Raw genomic sequence first — 15846 nt, 5'->3', positions numbered from 1 at the left:
CGACCCGCCCACGGCTCAGGGCAGCAGGCCCTGCTCCACCAGCCGGCCGAACTTCCGCAACGCCTGGGTCAGGCTGACCTTCGAGCCGGGCCAGAGCACCGGCCAGGCGACCCGACCGGCCGTGCCACCCGGCAGGTGGAACCACTCGTGCCAGACCACCTGGGTACGGTCCTCGGCCAACGGGGTGCACCGCAGCACGCCGGGGCCCCGCAGCAGCTTGCCGCAGTGCACCACGCCCACCTCGTACGGCGCGTCCACCCGGACCACCCGCATCTCGTCCCGGACCACGGCCGGGCCGATCGCGGTGACCGCCTCGACCAGGCTCCCCTCGCCGCCGTCGCCCTCGACCACCCGGACCGTGGTGAACGGGATCCACTCCGACTGCCGTTCCCAGGCGGTGAGCGCGGCGAAGACCCGGGCGGCCGGCGCGTCGACGATCACCGTGGCGGTCACCTCACCGGCACCGGGCCGGGCCGCCTCGCGGAACCCGTCCGCGGCCCCGGACTGCCCGTCGTCGCCGGACGGGGTCCCGGTCACGCCGACTCCGGCCGGGCGGCCAGGTCGGAGCGGACCGGGCCGGCCGCCGGTGGCTCGGTGGCGGTCGGAGCCGACGGCTCGGCCCCGCCGGCAGCCCCGGCGGTCTCGGGCGCTTGGGCCGCGGCGGGCCCGGGCGCGGAAGTCGGGGCGTCCGGGCCGGGCTCCTCGGAGGTCGGGGTGTCGGAGCCGGCCGGACGGGTGGCGGCGATGAGCGCCCGGTCCCGGGTGAGGCGCAACGCGTCGGCGTCGGCGACCCGTCCCTCTCGTAATGCGGTGATCTCCGCCTCCAGCACCTCGACCAGTTCGGACTTGTACCCGATGTCGTAGGCCGCCCGGCGCAGCGCCTCGTCGACCTGGGTCATCCGGTACCCACGCAACGCGGTGTCGAAGCGGACCGCACCCACATCGGACTCGCGCAGCGGCCGGGATCCCGGCAACGGCGCCGACCGACCGTCCGGCTCGACCGGCACCAGGCCGGGGTCCCGACCGGAGACCAGCACCGTCACGCCGAACACCACCACCGCGACGGTCAACGCCACGACCAACAGCAGGAGTACCTGACCCATGGACAGATCGTGGCATGCCGACCCGCCGGGGGCGAGCCCTCCCTGCCGATGGATCCGGATCTTTGTCCCGCCCGACGCGCGACCGGCGGTGGCGCACCGGCTAGCGTCGGCGGCGGCCGGCGGCACCTCCGGCCCGGTGGTACCGAGATCAGGAGGCGGGCATGGCCGAGGCGCTCCGGTTGGGTGGGCGGACCTTCGCCCCCGGTGAGCTGGTGGTGATGGCGATCGTCAACCGCACCCCGGACTCGTTCTTCGACCGGGGCGCGACGTACGCGGCGCAGAACGCGCTGCGCGCGGTGGAGCAGGCGGTGGCCGAGGGCGCGGAGATCATCGACATCGGCGGGGTGAAGGCCGGCCCGGGTGCCGAGGTAGACGTGGCCGAGGAGATCCGGCGCACGGTACGGACCATCGCCACGGTGCGGGCCGCCTTCCCCGAGGTGGTCATCTCGATCGACACCTGGCGGGCCGAGGTCGCGGTGGAGGCCGTGGCCGCCGGGGCCGACCTGCTCAACGACACCTGGTCGGGCGCCGACCCCGCGCTGGCCCGGGTGGCCGCCGAGACCGGCGCCGGGCTGGTCTGCTCGCACGCCGGCGGGCTCGCCCCCCGTACCCGGCCGCACCGCGCCGCCTTCGACGACGTGGTGGCCGACGTGGTGGCCACGGTGACCGGGCTCGCCGAGCGCGCGGTCGCCCTCGGGGTACGCCCCGACGGGATCCTGATCGATCCGGCGCACGACTTCGGCAAGAACACCCGGCACTCGCTGGAGATCACCCGTCGGCTGGGCGAGCTCGCCGGCACCGGCTGGCCGCTGCTGGTGGCCCTGTCGAACAAGGACTTCGTCGGCGAGACGCTGGACCTGCCGGTGACCGAACGGCTGGAGGGCACCCTCGCCGCGACCGCCGTCTCGGCCTGGCTGGGCGCCCGGGTGTTCCGGGCCCACCAGGTACGGCCCACCCGGCGGGTGCTGGACATGGTGGCCTCGATCCGGGGCGACCGGCCGCCGACGCTCACCCGGCGCGGGCTGGCCTGAGCCACCTCAGGTCCAGCGCAGGATGTCCTTGCGCCAGGCGTAGAGGATGCCGAGCGCCAGGACGCCGACGAAGACGGCCATCTCGGCGACGGTGACCAGGCCGAAGCCGGGCCGGTCGAAGACCACCGCCCAGGGGAAGAGGAACACCGCCTCCACCGCGAACAGCACGTACAGGTACGCGTAGACAAAGTAGCGGATCTGCATCTGTGCCCAGTCCGCCCCGACCGGATCGAGCCCGCACTCGTAGCTGGCCCGCTTGGCGGGTGGGTCGGCCGGGCGGGCGGGGCGGAGCACCCGGTTGGCCGTGAACGCCACCACGAAGAAGACCACGCTGGCGATCAGGAGCAACCCCAACGTGGCGTACGAGCCGAGATGACCGGTCACGGTGGGTCAGCCTACCGGCCGCGGAGTGCAGCCGTCCCGAACACGTTACGCATTTGTTTCCGACGGGACTACCGCCCGGCGGGAACTATTCGAATAATGAGGCTCCATCCCATGGTCACGGAGCCGCTGGTGACGTGGTGTTGGCTCCGGACGAGGCGACGGCGGCTTCCCAAGGCACCGGGGTCGCCGTCGCCTCCCCGGAGCCAGGCGGTCCCGACCAGCCACCGCCGGCCGAGGCGAGCCGACCCGCCTGGGCCGACCCGCCTGGGCTGAGCCGGGCCGGGCCGGGCCGAAATGACCAACTGCGAGTGGTGATCTGAATTACGCCGAGGGCCCCGAAACCTGGCAAAACAGCAGTAAAACTTCTGTTTACCAGTCCCAGTCGGCGGACCTCCACCGGTTGCGGACCCGTCGCGGGACGTACGCTCTCCGAGGAGGAAAACCACAGCGGGCCGGTCAGCCACGGGCGGGCCGGCACAGCGGGGCGTCGAGGAGGTCACGTGGCCGGGCAAGGCGAGGTCACCATCAAGTTCAGCCGCCCGGGGGACCGCGCACAGCGAAGCGAGGTGCAGGCGTGACCAAGCAGATCCGTCAACTGGACCGGGTGGTCATCCGGTTCGCCGGTGACTCCGGCGACGGCATGCAGCTGACCGGCGACCGGTTCACCTCGGAGACGGCGCAGCTCGGCAACGACATCTCCACACTTCCCAACTTCCCCGCGGAGATCCGGGCACCCGCCGGCACCCTGCCGGGCGTGTCGAGTTTCCAGGTGCACTTCGCCGACTACGACATCCTCACCCCCGGCGACTCGCCGAACGTGCTGGTGGCAATGAACCCGGCGGCGCTCAAGGCCAACCTGGCCGACCTGCCCCGGGGCGCGGACATCATCGTCAACACCGACGAGTTCACCAAGCGCAACCTGGCCAAGGTGGGCTACGCCAGCAACCCGCTGGACGACGACTCCCTCGCCGGGTACGCGGTGCACCCGGTGGCGTTGACCTCGATGACGGTCGGCGCGCTGGCCGAGCTGTCGGTGGCCAAGAAGGACGCCGAACGGGCCAAGAACATGTTCGCCCTCGGCCTGCTCTCCTGGATGTACTCCCGGCCCTACGAGTCGACCATCCGGTTCCTGGAGCGCAAGTTCGCCAAGCGCCCCGAGCTGGTCGCGGCGAACATCGCGGCCTTCCGGGCCGGCTGGAACTTCGGCGAGACCACTGAGGACTTCGCGGTCCGCTACGAGGTCAAGCCGGCGAAGATGCAGCCCGGCACGTACCGCAACATCACCGGCAACGCCGCGCTCTCGCTCGGCCTGGTCGCCGCCGGGGTCCGCTCCGGGCTGCCGGTCTTCCTCGGCGCGTACCCGATCACCCCGGCCTCGGACATCCTGCACGAGCTGAGCAAGCACAAGAAGCTCGGCGTGGTGACCATGCAGGCCGAGGACGAGATCGCGGCCGTCGGGGCGGCGCTCGGCGCGTCGTACGGCGGCGCGTTGGGCATCACCACCACCAGCGGTCCCGGGGTCGCGCTCAAGAGCGAGACCATCTCCCTGGCGGTGGCCCTGGAGCTGCCCCTGGTCATCGTGGACGTGCAGCGGGCCGGGCCGTCCACCGGCATGCCGACCAAGACCGAGCAGGCCGACCTCAACATGGCCCTGTACGGCCGGCACGGCGAGGCCCCGGTCGCGGTGATCGCCCCGAAGTCCCCCTCGGACTGCTTCCACGCCGCCCTGGAGGCGGCCCGGATCGCGTTGACCTACCGCACGCCGGTGCTCCTGCTGTCGGACAACTACGTGGCCAACGGCTCCGAGCCGTGGCTGCTACCCGACGTGGACTCCCTGCCCGACCTGCGGGTGGAGTTCGCCACCGCGCCGAACGACGAGGACGGCCGCACGTTCCTGCCGTACCTGCGTGACCCGGTGACGCTGGCCCGGCCGTGGGCCGTGCCGGGCACCCCGGGTCTGGAGCACCGCATCGGCGGCCTGGAGAAGGCCGACAAGACCGGTGACATCTCGTACGACCCGGCCAACCACGACTTCATGGTGCGGACCCGGGCCACCCGGATCGAGACCATCCCGGTGCCGGACATCGAGGTGGAGGACCCGGACGGCGACGCCCGGGTGCTGGTGCTCGGTTGGGGCTCGACGTACGGGCCGATCGGCGCGGCCTGCCGGGGCCTGCGTCAGCGGGGCCTGTCGGTCGCCCAGGCGCACCTGCGGCACCTGGCACCGATGCCGGCCAACCTCGGGCAGGTGCTGCGCTCCTACGACCGGGTGGTGGTGCCGGAGATGAACCTCGGGCAGCTCGCCCAGGTCATCCGGGGCCGCTACCTGGTCGACGCGATCGCCTACAACCAGGTCCGCGGCCTGCCCTTCACCGCCGCCGAGCTGGAGACGATGCTGGAAGAGGTCCTGAAGAATGTCTGAGCCCGTCGCCCTCAAGCTCACCGCCAAGGACTTCAAGTCCGACCAGGAGGTGCGCTGGTGCCCCGGCTGCGGTGACTACGCCATCCTCGCCGCCGTGCAGCAGTTCATGCCGGAGCTGAAGATCCCCCGGGAGAACATCGTCTTCGTCTCGGGCATCGGCTGCTCGTCGCGCTTCCCGTACTACATGAACACCTACGGGCTGCACTCGATCCACGGCCGTGCCCCGGCGATCGCCACCGGCCTGTCGGTGTCCCGGCCGGACCTGTCGGTCTGGGTGGTCACCGGCGACGGTGACGCGCTCTCCATCGGCGGCAACCACCTGATCCACGCGCTGCGCCGGAACGTCAACCTGAAGATCCTGCTCTTCAACAACCGGATCTACGGGCTGACCAAGGGGCAGTACTCGCCGACCTCCGAGGTCGGCAAGATCACCAAGTCGACGCCTACCGGTTCGGCGGACGCCCCGTTCAACCCGCTGTCGCTGGCGCTGGGCGCGGAGGCGACCTTCGTCGGGCGGACCATCGACTCCGACCGCAAGCACCTCCAGTCGGTGCTGCGGGCCGCCGCGGAGCACCAGGGCTCGGCGTTCGTGGAGATCTACCAGAACTGCAACATCTTCAACGACGGCGCGTTCGAGCAGCTCAAGGACCCGGGCACCCGGGACGACTACCTGATCCGGCTGGAGCACGGCAAGCCGATCGTCTTCGGTGCCACCGGGCTGCCCGACAGCCAGGTAGGTGACCGCGACGGTCAGTTCTGCGTGGTCCACCCGCCCGGCGGGTTCGGCCTGGAGGTCCGGGAGACCGCCTCGGTACGCCCCGAGGAGATCGTCGTGCACGACGCCACGGTCAACGACCCGGCGTACGCGTTCGCGCTCTCCCGGCTGCCCGGCCTGGACCTGCGCAACACCCCGATCGGGGTGTTCCGCTCGGTCGAGCGTCCCACCTACGACAGCGTGGTGCAGGAGCAGGTGACCGCCGCCAAGGCCACCGTCACCGAGTCGCCCGACCAGCAGCTCGCCGGCCTGCTCAACTCCGGTGACACCTGGACGATCGTCTAGGCCCGTACAACCCCGGACGTGCACGGGGCCCGCGACCGGATCGGTCGCGGGCCCCGCTGTCTGTCGTCCGCCGGTCAGAAGACCGGGCTGTACGCCTGGAAGCCGGTGTTGATCTGCTTACCGCTGGCGTCGAGCCACTGGCCGTACCCGTTGGTGGTGTAGAGCCGCACGTTGCCGCTGCTGTTCACCCCGAGCAGGTCCATCATGTTGTCGCCGTTCCAGTCGCCGGGGGTGAGGATGTCCCGGTAGTTCGCCCAGCCGCTGCCGATCTGGGTGCCGGCCGGGTTGGTCCAGCCGCCGCTGCCGTCGCTCTGGTACAGGACCAGCTCGCCGGTGGGCTTACGGCCGATGATGACCTCCAGGCCGTCACCCTTCCAGGCGCCGGGGGTGAGGAACAGGTTGAACATGTTCCAGCCGGTGCCGATCCGGGTGCCCGCCGGGTTGTCCCAGCCACCCGTGCCGTTGCTGGTGTAGCGGATCAGCTCCCCGTTGGACTTGCGGGCCAGCAGGCTCGGACGGTTGTTGCCCAGCCAGTTGTTGGTCACCATCAGGGCGGTGAAGCCACCCCAGCCGGTGCCGATCCGCCGGGCGCTGCCGACGAAGTTGCCCGCGCCGTCGCTGTCGTAGATGAACAGCTCACCGTTGGTCTTGACCATCATGACCGAGGGCTTGCGGTCGCCGTTCCAGTTGTAGACCCGGAAGACCTGCTTGTAGGTCGCGCTGCCGAACCCGGTGCCGATCTGCCGTCGGCTCCAGAACCCGCCGTACCCGTCGTTGCCGAAGCCACTGCCGGTGTGGAGGTACAGCTTGCCGGCGGAGTCCCGGCCGATCAGGTCGGTGTGTCCGTCACCGGTCCAGTCGGAGTTGACCAGCGCCGGACGGGTCAGGTCCTGCCGGATCGAGTCGGCGTAGTAGCTGAGCCGCTCGTAGTAGCCCGGCTTCGAGCCGCACGGCTCGAAGCCCCAGTCGGTGATGCCCACCTGCTTACCGGCGACCAGCAGCGGTCCACCGGAGTCGCCACCGCAGGTGTCCACCCCGTTGGCCACGTCACCGGCGCAGATCATCCGGTTCCGGTCGTACCCGCCGGGGGCGGCGCAGGTGGCGTCGCTCTGCATCGCGACGGTGGCCTTGCGCAGCCGGGTGTCACCCGGGTCGCTGGAGGAGGTGACCCCGTAGCCGACGATCTGCGCGCTGGTGCCGGCCGCGTACGGCGTCTGGTCGCCCTGCCCGCTCAGCGTCACCGGCGTATACGCGGTGGGCAGGTTCTGCTTGAGGGTCAGCACGGCCACGTCGTCGAGGATCGTGGTGGCGGTCCCGTCGTACTGGGCGGCGATGTTCCAGCTCTGGTGGGCCCAGGTGGAGGCCACCTCGGCGACGTACCCGCTACCGCCGACGATCGTGCCGGAGGAGTCGAGGAGCTGGTTGTTGCCGGCGATGACCCGGGTGGTGCCCGGACCGTCGGCGGTGCAGTGCGCGGCGGTCAGGACCTTGTTCGGGGCGATGATCGTGCCGGTGCACCAGTAGTAGTAGAAGTCGGAACCGTCCTGGTAGCTGGTGACGATGCCGACGATGTACGGGAACTCACTCGCGTTGGCGAGGGTCCCGTTGACGACCCGCGGTGAGGCGCCGTTCTCGGTGGTGCGGGCCTGGAACCGCGGCCCCTTGGCCCCCGGGGTGGGCAGCTGCAGCTTGCCCTTACGCAGGTTGGGCTTGGTCTTGGCCGGGGTACGGACGTCGCTCGACGCGCTCGGCGCACCGCTGGCCGGTGGTGCCGCCTGGGCGCTGCCGACCGGGCTGAGCGCAGCCGCGCCGAGCACGGCGAGCCCGGCCACGATCCCGGCGATCCGACGTCGGCCGGCTCGTGCGGAGTGTGCCACTTCTGCCACTGATTGTTGTCCCGTCGCTCGGTGGACGAATCACTTGAGACACCGATGGTCGGCCCTGGACGGCAGACAGCGACGGACGCCGGGGCCGTGTGCTCCCCGCGCGCCGATCCGATCCCCCGTGCCTGGTGACCACTTCGGCAACGACGACGACCGCGTCGAGGTCGCGCTCCGGTTGGTATGCCAAGTGGGCACACGTTAGCAAGCACCGAACGGTGAAGGATAGACCCGGGGCGATGATCCTGCCCTGGGGAGACGGCACCCGCGCACCCTGCGGTCAGGGCGTGGTGGCCGGCTGCGGGCGGTCGTCGCGGACGTGTACCAGCATGTCGCCGGTCTCGATCACCGCGCCGGCCCGGTCGGCCAGGGTGACCACCTTGCCCCGCCGGACCAGGGCGATGACCAGGCATTCCAGCTCACGCGGGGAGCGACCCACCTCGTCGCGTTCGGCGGAACGCATCGCCAACGCCATGCCCTGTCCGGGGGTGAGCAGGTCCTCGACCACGTCGATCAACGGAGGCGCGGAGGTGGAGAGGCCGAGCAGCCGACCGGCGGTCGCCGAGGAGACGATCACGTGGTGGGCGCCGCTCTGCTTGAGCAGGGGGGCGTTCTCCGCCTCCCGGGCGGCGGCGATGATCCGTACCTGGCCGGCGGTCAACTGCCGGACGGTCAGCGCCACCAGCACCGAGGCGTCGTCGCTGTCGGTGGCGATGATCACTGCCTTGGCGCTGTGCACGTGCGCCTCGGTAAGGGTCGCCGACCGGGTGGCCGAGCCCTCGATGGCGACCAGCCCGGCCGAGGTGGCCTGTCGCAGTGCCGCGCCGCTGCGCTCCACCACCACGATCCGGGACTTGTCCAGACCGTTCTCCAGCAGGGCGGAGACCGCGCTGCGCCCCTTGGTGCCGTACCCGCAGATGATGACGTGGTTCTTCACGGTTCTCCCCCAGCGCGACAGGCGACGGCCGGTCCGGTACTGCTCGGTCAGGACTTCCAGGGTGGTGCCGACCAGGATGATCAGGAAGAGCACCCGGGCCGGGGTGACCAGCAGGACGTTGGTCAGCCGGGCCGATTCGCTCGCCGGGGTGATGTCGCCGTACCCGGTGGTGGAGAGCGACACCACCGCGTAGTAGAAGGCGTCGAGCAGGGTGATGCCGTCCTCGTTGACGTCCCGGTAACCGGTCCGGTCGAGGTAGACCACCCCGACCACGGCGAAGACCAGGCCGACGGCGGCGGCCAGCCGCAGACTCAGGGCGCTGAGCGGGCCACGCCGCTGCGCCGGAAAATGGATCACGACCGGGCCTGACCGGCTGTCGTCACCTGCACGAGCACAACATAGCCGGTGGTCCGGCGCCCCGACGCGCGGTGCCGGGTTCCATCCCCTCCTCGGCCCGGTTCCCCTCGCCCCGCCGGGCGGGCCGGTCCAAACGGCCGACAACGGGCATGATGGGGGTGTCCGGAGATGGCGACCGCGGGGGTGAGTGCCATGTCGTTGTTGCGACGGGTGATCGGTGACGTGCTGCGCCGGATCAGGCGGCAGCAGGGTCGCACGATACGTGAGGTGGCCTCCGTCGCCGGGGTCTCCCTGCCGTACCTGTCCGAGGTGGAGCGGGGGCGCAAGGAGGCCTCCTCCGAGGTGCTGGCGGCGATCTGCCGGGCCCTCGGGATCGACCTGGCCGAACTGCTGGAGGAGGCCCGCGACGAGCTGCGTCGGGGCCAACCCCCGGTGCCGGCCACCCCCGGGGTGCGACCCCCGGCGCCGCTCAACCCCGGGGTCCGGCCCCGGGTGCCGGCCAGCCGACGGGACACCGCCGCCCTGGTCGGCCCGCGTCGGCCGGAGCCGCTGGCCCGCCTCGGCGCACCGGACGAACCGCCCCATCGCCTCCGGCCCCTGCGCCGGGTCCCCGGCCCGCGTACCACCCTGATGCTGGCCCGGCGGTCAGCCGGAGCGGGCCGGCGGCGACTTCCCCGGGCGTAGGCCGGCCCGGCGGCCGGCGACCGGCGCGGCCGGTTCGGCGACACCGGCGGACGGCGCAAGCGGTCCGGCGACATCCGGCGGACGGCGCAAGCGATTCTGCTGTCGGCCGATCCGCTGTCGGCGGATCTGCCCCGGGCAGAAGTGCTGGAAGCCCGACCGCCGCCGGTCGCACGCTGGGAGCCGGTCCCCTGGGCGTCCGACGTCGCCCGCCGGCAACTGAAGGACAACCCCATGACCAGGTACGACATCCGCCTGCTCGACGAGGCGCGGCCCACCTTCGGCGACGAGGTGTTCCACCGGCTGCTGCCGGAACGGATCATCTTCCTCGGCACCGAGGTCACCGACCGGTCCGCGAACGTCATCTGCGCCCAACTGCTGCTGCTCGCCGCCGAGGACGCCGACCGGGACATCTTCCTCTACATCAACTCGCCGGGCGGCTCGGTGAGCGCCGGCATGGCCGTCTACGACACCATGCGGTACGTCCGGAACGACGTGGTCACACTGGCGCTCGGCATGGCCGGATCGATGGGACAGTTCCTGCTCTGCGCGGGTACCGCCGGCAAGCGCTTCGCGCTGCCCCACTCGCGGATCATGATGCACCAGCCGTCCGGTGGGTTCGGTGGCACGGTGGCCGACATCAACATCCAGGCCGAGAACATGCTGCACGTGAAGCGGACCATGCGGGAGCTGATCGCCGAGCACAGTGGGCACACCGCCGAGGAGATCGAGCAGGACTGGAACCGGGACCGCTGGTTCACCGCCGAGCAGGCCCGCGAGTACGGCCTGATCGACCAGGTGATCGCGCACGCCGGGCAACTCGACCCGGGGTGAGCCCGCGGGGCACCGGGCCGCTCACCGGGCCGGGGTGAGGACGACCTTGCCCAGCGCCCGGCGGCCCTCCAGGTCGGCGTGGGCGGTGGCCGCGTCGGCCAGCGGATAGGTGCTGACCAGCGGTCGCCACCAGCCCCGACCGGCCAGCCGCACCGACCGACCGGCCAGCCCGGCGATGCCGCCGGGCCGGCTCCGGATCCGCTCGCCAAGCAGCCAACCGACCGTCAGCGAGCGCGACACCACGTCGTCGACGTCGAACCGGGTGGGCGTCCCGGCGGAGTAGCCGAACATCACGAACCGGCCGCCGGGGCGGAGCAGTTCCAGGGCCTCCCGGCCGACCGTACCGCCGATACCGTCGTACACCAGGGTGAACCCGTCGGTCCACGACCGGACCCGGTCGATCCAGTCGGCGCGGCCGTAGTCGACGACCAGGTCCGCGCCGAGTTCGGCCAGCCGGGCGGTCCGCCGCTCGCCACGGGCGGCCAGCACCACCGTGGCTCCGGCGTGCCGGGCCGCCTGGGCGAGGAGCCAGCCCAGGCCACCGGCCGCCGAGGGCACGAAGACGACGTCGGTGGCGGTCGGCGGCTCCGTCTCGACGATCCCCAACGCGGTACGCCCGGTGCCGACCGCCGCCACCGCCTCGGCCATGCTGAGCCGCTCCGGGACCTCGAAAAGGGTGTCGACCGAGGTGACGGCCTGTTCGGCGTACCCGCCGGGCACCATGCCGAGGTGGGCGACGACCCGGCGGCCCCGCCAGGCCTCCGCGACGCCGGCACCGACGGCGTCGACGGTCCCGGCCACCTCCCGCCCGGGGACGGTGGGCAGGGCCGGCAACGGCATCGGCCCACCGGGCTCGCCCCGGCGCAGGGCGGTGTCGAGCAGGTGCACGCCGCTGGCCTCGACCCGGATCCGCACCTGCCCCGGGCCGGCGGTCAGGTCGGGCAGGTCGTCGAGGACGAGGTTGCTGGGGGGACCGAACTCGTGAAGTCGAATCGCACGCATGCCCCGATCAGATCTCGTCAACCACGGACGAGGTCAAGCCCGTCCGGTCCGGCATCTGGCACCGGGACCGAAAAAATCTCACTCTTATTGACATGTGTCGCTACGGACGGTTATCAATGGTCGGCGAGAGCGCTCTCCATCCATTCCGTCGAGGCCCCGGCCGGCCGGGCGATCCCCGCCACCGGAGGCGAGGAGGAACCATGCGGCTCACCGACCGGGGCGGCAGCGCCCGCCCGCGCCGCTTCGCCGCGCTCGGCGTCACCCTGCTGACCGTGGTCGCCGCCGGCGTGCTGACCGGCCGCAGCCCGGTCGACGCCCAGGCCGGCACCGACACCCCCGCCGGCAGCCACGCCGACCACGGACACCTGCTCAGCCCCGAGCAGGAAGCCGCCGCGCTGGCCCTGCAGAGCGCCCTACGCGGCACCGGAGCCCAGGCCGCCCCGGACGGCACCGGGGTCCAGGCCGCCGCGGACGGCACCGGGGTCCAGGCCGCCGCGGACGGCGCCGGGGGCCAGGCCGGCCCGGTCGGCGGTCCGGCGGCCCAGGCAGCGCCGGTGCGGGGCTCCGAGTTCCGGGCCGACTGCGCGAGCAAGGGACGCGGACCGGACGACCCGATCGTGCGACCCGGCCAGCCGGGTGCGTCGCACGTGCACGAGTTCTTCGGCAACACGACCACCAACGCCTACACCAACCTGGCGTCGCTGATCAACGGCGGGACCAACTGCAACCCGCAGGCCGACCGGTCCGCGTACTGGGTGCCGACGCTGTACCAGTACGGCGTGCCGGTCGCCCCGGAACACGTCACGGTCTACTACCAGGGCATCACCGACCGGCTGAACGTCAAGCCGTACCCGCAGGGGTTGAAGATGCTGGTGGGCAACCCCCTGGCCACCTCGCCCGAGGCCAACCCGGCGGCCCGGTGGTCCTGCCGGGGCTACCCGCAGTCCAGCCGCGACTTCCCCACCTGCCCGGCCGGCTCCAGGCTGGAGACCTATCTCGACTTCCCGACCTGCTGGGACGGACGGAACCTGGACAGCGCCGACCACCGCGGCCACCTGGCGTTCGGCCTCGGCGGAATCGGTGGCACCTGCCCGACCAGCCACCCGACGCCACTGCCCCGGCTGGAACTGCTCATCACGTATCCGGTCCATGGCGGCGGACTGACCCTGGCCGGCACCCGCAACGGGGCCAACGTGACCGACGCCCCCGGCCACACCTTCCACGGCGACTTCATCAACGCCTGGGACGTCGAGGCGCTGCGGTTCCGGGTGCAGAACTGCATAGTCGCCGGCTACGTCTGCGGCAACGACGGGCAGTGGATCCAGCAGTGACCTCGGCGCGGGGGCAGGTCAACCCCGGGCGAGGTAGCTGACCGCCGTGACCATCGAGAGGGTGCCGAGGACCGCGACCAGGAACCGTTCGTCGATCCGGTGCTGCAGGGCGGCGCCGACGAGTCCACCGACGAGACCCCCGAGGCCCAGGGCAAGACCGACGTCCCAGTAGGGGGCGGCGGGGGCGGTGCCGATGCCGGCGGCGTCGAAGAAGGTGTACGCGGCCAGGCCGGCTACGGAGGTGGTCAGCGTGATGGTCAGCGCGAGCGTCGCGGCCTGGCTGGTGGGGTGCCGGAACATGGCCACCAGCGCGGGCGCGAGCAGGGACCCGCCGCCGATGCCGAGGACTCCGCCGACCGCCGCCGCCACCGCGCCGAGCGCCGCCAGGGTGACCCGGCCGGGTCGGGCCGGCGCTCCGGCCGCGATCGGGGCCGGGGCCGGCCGGGGCCGGCGGGAGCGCCACAACAGCCGCAACCCCAGCGGGAGCAACACGGCGGCGACGAGCAGCCGGAACCGGCCGGGATCGGCCAGCACGGTCACCCGGGCGAGGGCACCCGCGACGGCGGCCGGTACGCCGACGGCGATCAGCGGGCCCAGGCGACTCCAGTCCACGGCGGGCCGACGGCTGAGCCGACGCAGCGACAACGGGGTGGAGACGATGTTGAACAGCAGATTCGTCGCGCTGACCGCCGGCCCGGTGACCCCGAGAACACTGATCTGCACCGGCAGCAGGAAGACCGCCCCGGACACGCCGGCCGGCGTGCCGATCGCCGCCACCACGGCCCCGGCGAGCATCGCGAGCACCACCTCGCCGAAGGACGTCACGGTCGGCCCCGCGCCTGCCTACCACTACCGGTCATGCCCACCCTCAGGCCTGCAGATCGCCGTTTCGGCGAATTCCCTATCTTGTCGATAGGGATATTAGCCCGACCTGGTGGGCGGGTCAGTCGCTGGTGGTCAACGCCGCCCGCAGCCAGCCCCGGGTCTCCTCGTCGAAGGCGACGAGGCGTACCACCTCGACGGCGGTCGGCGTGGACCTGACGGTGGCCACGGCGATCCGGGCGGCCTGCTCGGGCGGAAAGCCGTACACGCCGGTGGCGATCGCCGGAACGGCGACGGTACGGGCGCCGATCCCGTCGGCCACCTGCAACACCCTGCGGTAACAGGAGGCCAGCACGTCGGCCTCCCCCTGGCCGCCGCCCGCCCAGACCGGTCCGACGGTGTGGATGACGTGCCGCACCGGAGGATCCAGGTCGAACGCCGGCGTCGCCACCGCGTCTCCCGCCGCACAGGGGGCGATCGCCGCCCCCGCCCGTGCCAACCGGGGCCCGGCCGCCCGGTGCACGGCCCCGTCGACACCACCACCACCGAGCAACGACTCGTTCGCGGCCGTGACGACCGCGTCCACGTTCTCCCGGGTGATGTCACCAACGACGACCTCGATCACTGCCACCACAGGATCCTGACACACCGGCATCGTGTCGAGGCGACCGTCGACCCAGCCGGGTGCGGCAGCGGGTCGGCTCGTGTTGACTCGTGCGGTGGATCGTCAACGCCTCAGCAGCATCGCGCACTCGCACCACCCGGTCGCGGCCCCGGTCTCCGGGGTCACCATCAACCGACTCCTGCGCCGAGCGGACCGGCAGCCGACGGCCCGGGTCCTGGACCTCGGCTGCGGGGCGGGAGCCTGGGCACTACAGGCCCTGGCCCACTACCCGGACGGGCACGCCGACGGCGTCGACATCAGCCCCTACGCGCTCGAACAGGCCGTCGGCGCCGCCACCGAACGCGGCCTCGCCGACCGGTTCACGCCACACCGGCGTGACGCGCGGACGTATGTGCCCGACGGCGACTACGACCTGGTGCTGTGCGTCGGGTCCACCCACGCGTTCGGCGGATTCGGACCGACGCTGGAGTCGGCCGGCCGGCACGTGAACGTCGACGGCATCCTGCTGGTCGGCGAGGCATTCTGGCAGCTCCCGCCGACACCGCAGGCGCTCGCCGCACTGGACGTGGAGTCCACGGAGTTCACCGACCTGCCCGGCCTGGTCGACGTCGCCGAGCGGGCCGGCTGGACGCCGGTGTACGCCCACGTCAGCGACGCCGCCGAGTGGGACGACTACGAGTGGTCGTGGGTCGGCTCGCTCACCCGGTGGGCGCTTGACAATCCCGGGCATCCGGACGCCGCCGAGGCGCTGGCCGCCGCCCGGGAACACCGGGACCAGTGGCTACGCGGGTACCGCGACGTGTTGGGCTTCGTCACCCTGGTCCTGCGTCGCAACCGACCGTGACCCGCGGCGGCACGCCCACCGGTGTCCCGGTGCGAACCGGCCCGGCACATCGGGGCTGGGCCGGTTCGTCGGGCGTTCATCCGCGCCCGGAGTCGTCCTCGGCCGGAGGATCAAGGCCCATCTGCCGGCGCGCGAGGAAACTGGCCCGGGTGAACACGTCGAGTTGCGCGGGGGTGTAGATGGCGGCCATGAACGTCTGCTTGGTGGTGTGCTCGCCGCTGGTCAGCCGCGAGCCGGGCGTCAACCCGCTCCAGCACCTCGCTCGACACGTCCCCGTTCGTCCGGGCCCCGCCGACCTCGGAGAGCGGCACCCCCAGCCCGACGAGGCGCCGGACCCGCAACAGACAGATCAGATGCGGTACGCCGTACATCTTGTACCCGTTGTGCCGGCGATCCGGCTCGTCGCGCAGTCCGAGCCGGTGATAGTGCCGGATGGTGTGGTGTCGGCGAGATCGGCGAGTTCCTGGGTGCTCCAGCCGACGGCAGCAACCTAACACCTCGATCTTCTGTGGACGGAAGCCGCGAAGTGTCCC

At 72.0% G+C, this 15846-nt stretch carries 16 protein-coding genes and 1 pseudogene; 7 read left to right on the top strand and 10 right to left on the bottom strand.

Annotation, left to right across the window (positions count from 1 at the left end; translation table 11 throughout):
- Window positions 1-15: 15 nt before the first annotated feature.
- The gene (locus ACN28G_RS00725) at window positions 16-537 is read right to left on the bottom strand and encodes an SRPBCC family protein (protein WP_091434443.1); all 522 of its coding nucleotides are present in this window, start codon (window positions 535-537) and stop codon (window positions 16-18) included.
- A complete protein-coding gene (locus tag ACN28G_RS00720; protein WP_421478147.1) occupies window positions 534-1103 on the bottom strand; it encodes a DivIVA domain-containing protein in 570 nt (189 codons plus the stop codon). Before ACN28G_RS00720 ends, ACN28G_RS00725 begins: the two co-directional genes overlap by 4 nt.
- Before the next feature lie 161 nt (window positions 1104-1264).
- On the opposite strand from ACN28G_RS00720, the gene folP reads away from it, so the two are divergent.
- Window positions 1265-2134: a dihydropteroate synthase gene (folP, locus tag ACN28G_RS00715; RefSeq protein WP_091434436.1), complete on the top strand. Its 870-nt coding sequence runs from the start codon at window positions 1265-1267 to the stop codon at window positions 2132-2134.
- A 6-nt stretch (window positions 2135-2140) separates the two neighbouring features.
- Here the strand turns inward: folP and ACN28G_RS00710 are convergent, their stop codons facing one another.
- Complete coding sequence (locus tag ACN28G_RS00710) at window positions 2141-2518, bottom strand: NADH-quinone oxidoreductase subunit A (RefSeq protein ID WP_091434434.1); 378 nt, start codon at window positions 2516-2518, stop codon at window positions 2141-2143.
- Between the two features lie 574 nt (window positions 2519-3092).
- On the opposite strand from ACN28G_RS00710, the gene ACN28G_RS00705 reads away from it, so the two are divergent.
- Together ACN28G_RS00705 and ACN28G_RS00700 are read left to right on the top strand one after the other, a co-directional pair.
- Window positions 3093-4940, top strand: coding sequence for a 2-oxoacid:acceptor oxidoreductase subunit alpha (locus tag ACN28G_RS00705; RefSeq protein WP_091434431.1), 1848 nt, complete (start codon window positions 3093-3095; stop codon window positions 4938-4940).
- Complete coding sequence (locus tag ACN28G_RS00700; protein WP_091434429.1) at window positions 4933-6000, top strand: 2-oxoacid:ferredoxin oxidoreductase subunit beta; 1068 nt, start codon at window positions 4933-4935, stop codon at window positions 5998-6000. Before ACN28G_RS00705 ends, ACN28G_RS00700 begins: the two co-directional genes overlap by 8 nt.
- Window positions 6001-6074: 74 nt before the next feature.
- Here the strand turns inward: ACN28G_RS00700 and ACN28G_RS00695 are convergent, their stop codons facing one another.
- Together ACN28G_RS00695 and ACN28G_RS00690 are read right to left on the bottom strand one after the other, a co-directional pair.
- Window positions 6075-7877: a trypsin-like serine protease gene (locus tag ACN28G_RS00695; protein WP_421478146.1), complete on the bottom strand. Its 1803-nt coding sequence runs from the start codon at window positions 7875-7877 to the stop codon at window positions 6075-6077.
- 283 nt (window positions 7878-8160) lie between these two features.
- Window positions 8161-9174 carry a potassium channel family protein gene (locus ACN28G_RS00690; RefSeq protein ID WP_421478145.1) on the bottom strand — a complete coding sequence of 338 codons (1014 nt, stop codon included), beginning with the start codon at window positions 9172-9174 and terminating at the stop codon, window positions 8161-8163.
- A 192-nt stretch (window positions 9175-9366) separates the two neighbouring features.
- Between ACN28G_RS00690 and ACN28G_RS00685 the strand changes: the two genes are divergently transcribed.
- On the top strand, window positions 9367-9858 hold the full coding sequence (locus tag ACN28G_RS00685) for a helix-turn-helix domain-containing protein (protein ID WP_091445907.1): 492 nt from the start codon (window positions 9367-9369) through the stop codon (window positions 9856-9858).
- 231 nt (window positions 9859-10089) lie between these two features.
- A complete protein-coding gene (locus tag ACN28G_RS00680; protein ID WP_091445906.1) occupies window positions 10090-10689 on the top strand; it encodes a ClpP family protease in 600 nt (199 codons plus the stop codon).
- Window positions 10690-10710: 21 nt separating this feature from the next.
- Here the strand turns inward: ACN28G_RS00680 and ACN28G_RS00675 are convergent, their stop codons facing one another.
- Entirely contained in the window at window positions 10711-11691 is a 981-nt protein-coding gene (locus tag ACN28G_RS00675) for a zinc-binding dehydrogenase (RefSeq protein WP_091434423.1), read from the bottom strand.
- A gap of 200 nt (window positions 11692-11891) precedes the next feature.
- On the opposite strand from ACN28G_RS00675, the gene ACN28G_RS00670 reads away from it, so the two are divergent.
- Window positions 11892-13022 (top strand): DUF1996 domain-containing protein, encoded by a 1131-nt coding sequence (locus ACN28G_RS00670; RefSeq protein WP_175440442.1) that lies wholly within the window; start codon window positions 11892-11894, stop codon window positions 13020-13022.
- Window positions 13023-13040: 18 nt separating this feature from the next.
- Here the strand turns inward: ACN28G_RS00670 and ACN28G_RS00665 are convergent, their stop codons facing one another.
- Together ACN28G_RS00665 and ACN28G_RS00660 are read right to left on the bottom strand one after the other, a co-directional pair.
- Entirely contained in the window at window positions 13041-13847 is an 807-nt protein-coding gene (locus ACN28G_RS00665; protein ID WP_217628771.1) for a TSUP family transporter, read from the bottom strand.
- Window positions 13848-13965: 118 nt separating this feature from the next.
- Complete coding sequence (locus ACN28G_RS00660; protein ID WP_421478144.1) at window positions 13966-14475, bottom strand: macro domain-containing protein; 510 nt, start codon at window positions 14473-14475, stop codon at window positions 13966-13968.
- A gap of 88 nt (window positions 14476-14563) precedes the next feature.
- On the opposite strand from ACN28G_RS00660, the gene ACN28G_RS00655 reads away from it, so the two are divergent.
- Complete coding sequence (locus tag ACN28G_RS00655) at window positions 14564-15313, top strand: SAM-dependent methyltransferase (protein WP_091434418.1); 750 nt, start codon at window positions 14564-14566, stop codon at window positions 15311-15313.
- A gap of 76 nt (window positions 15314-15389) precedes the next feature.
- Here the strand turns inward: ACN28G_RS00655 and ACN28G_RS00650 are convergent, their stop codons facing one another.
- Complete coding sequence (locus tag ACN28G_RS00650) at window positions 15390-15557, bottom strand: hypothetical protein (RefSeq protein ID WP_229688144.1); 168 nt, start codon at window positions 15555-15557, stop codon at window positions 15390-15392.
- 61 nt (window positions 15558-15618) lie between these two features.
- A pseudogene (locus tag ACN28G_RS00645) lies at window positions 15619-15810 on the bottom strand (MerR family transcriptional regulator); the annotation flags it as partial.
- Window positions 15811-15846: the final 36 nt, after the last annotated feature.

This window comes from Micromonospora sp. WMMA1923, assembly GCF_049179195.1.
Taxonomy (GTDB): domain Bacteria; phylum Actinomycetota; class Actinomycetes; order Mycobacteriales; family Micromonosporaceae; genus Micromonospora; species Micromonospora yangpuensis.
Note: the sequence above shows the minus strand (reverse complement) of the source record. Positions and strands in the feature narration are given on the sequence as shown.

Excerpts from the sequence above, each read along its gene's own strand:
- ACN28G_RS00720 (WP_421478147.1), bottom strand. The coding sequence starts at position 1,103 with ATGGGTCAGGTACTCCTGCTGTTGGTCGTGGCGTTGACCGTCGCGGTG.
- folP (WP_091434436.1), top strand. The coding sequence starts at position 1,265 with ATGGCCGAGGCGCTCCGGTTGGGTGGGCGGACCTTCGCCCCCGGTGAG.
- ACN28G_RS00700 (WP_091434429.1), top strand. The coding sequence starts at position 4,933 with ATGTCTGAGCCCGTCGCCCTCAAGCTCACCGCCAAGGACTTCAAGTCC.
- ACN28G_RS00685 (WP_091445907.1), top strand. The coding sequence starts at position 9,367 with ATGTCGTTGTTGCGACGGGTGATCGGTGACGTGCTGCGCCGGATCAGG.
- ACN28G_RS00680 (WP_091445906.1), top strand. The coding sequence starts at position 10,090 with ATGACCAGGTACGACATCCGCCTGCTCGACGAGGCGCGGCCCACCTTC.
- ACN28G_RS00675 (WP_091434423.1), bottom strand. The coding sequence starts at position 11,691 with ATGCGTGCGATTCGACTTCACGAGTTCGGTCCCCCCAGCAACCTCGTC.
- ACN28G_RS00670 (WP_175440442.1), top strand. The coding sequence starts at position 11,892 with ATGCGGCTCACCGACCGGGGCGGCAGCGCCCGCCCGCGCCGCTTCGCC.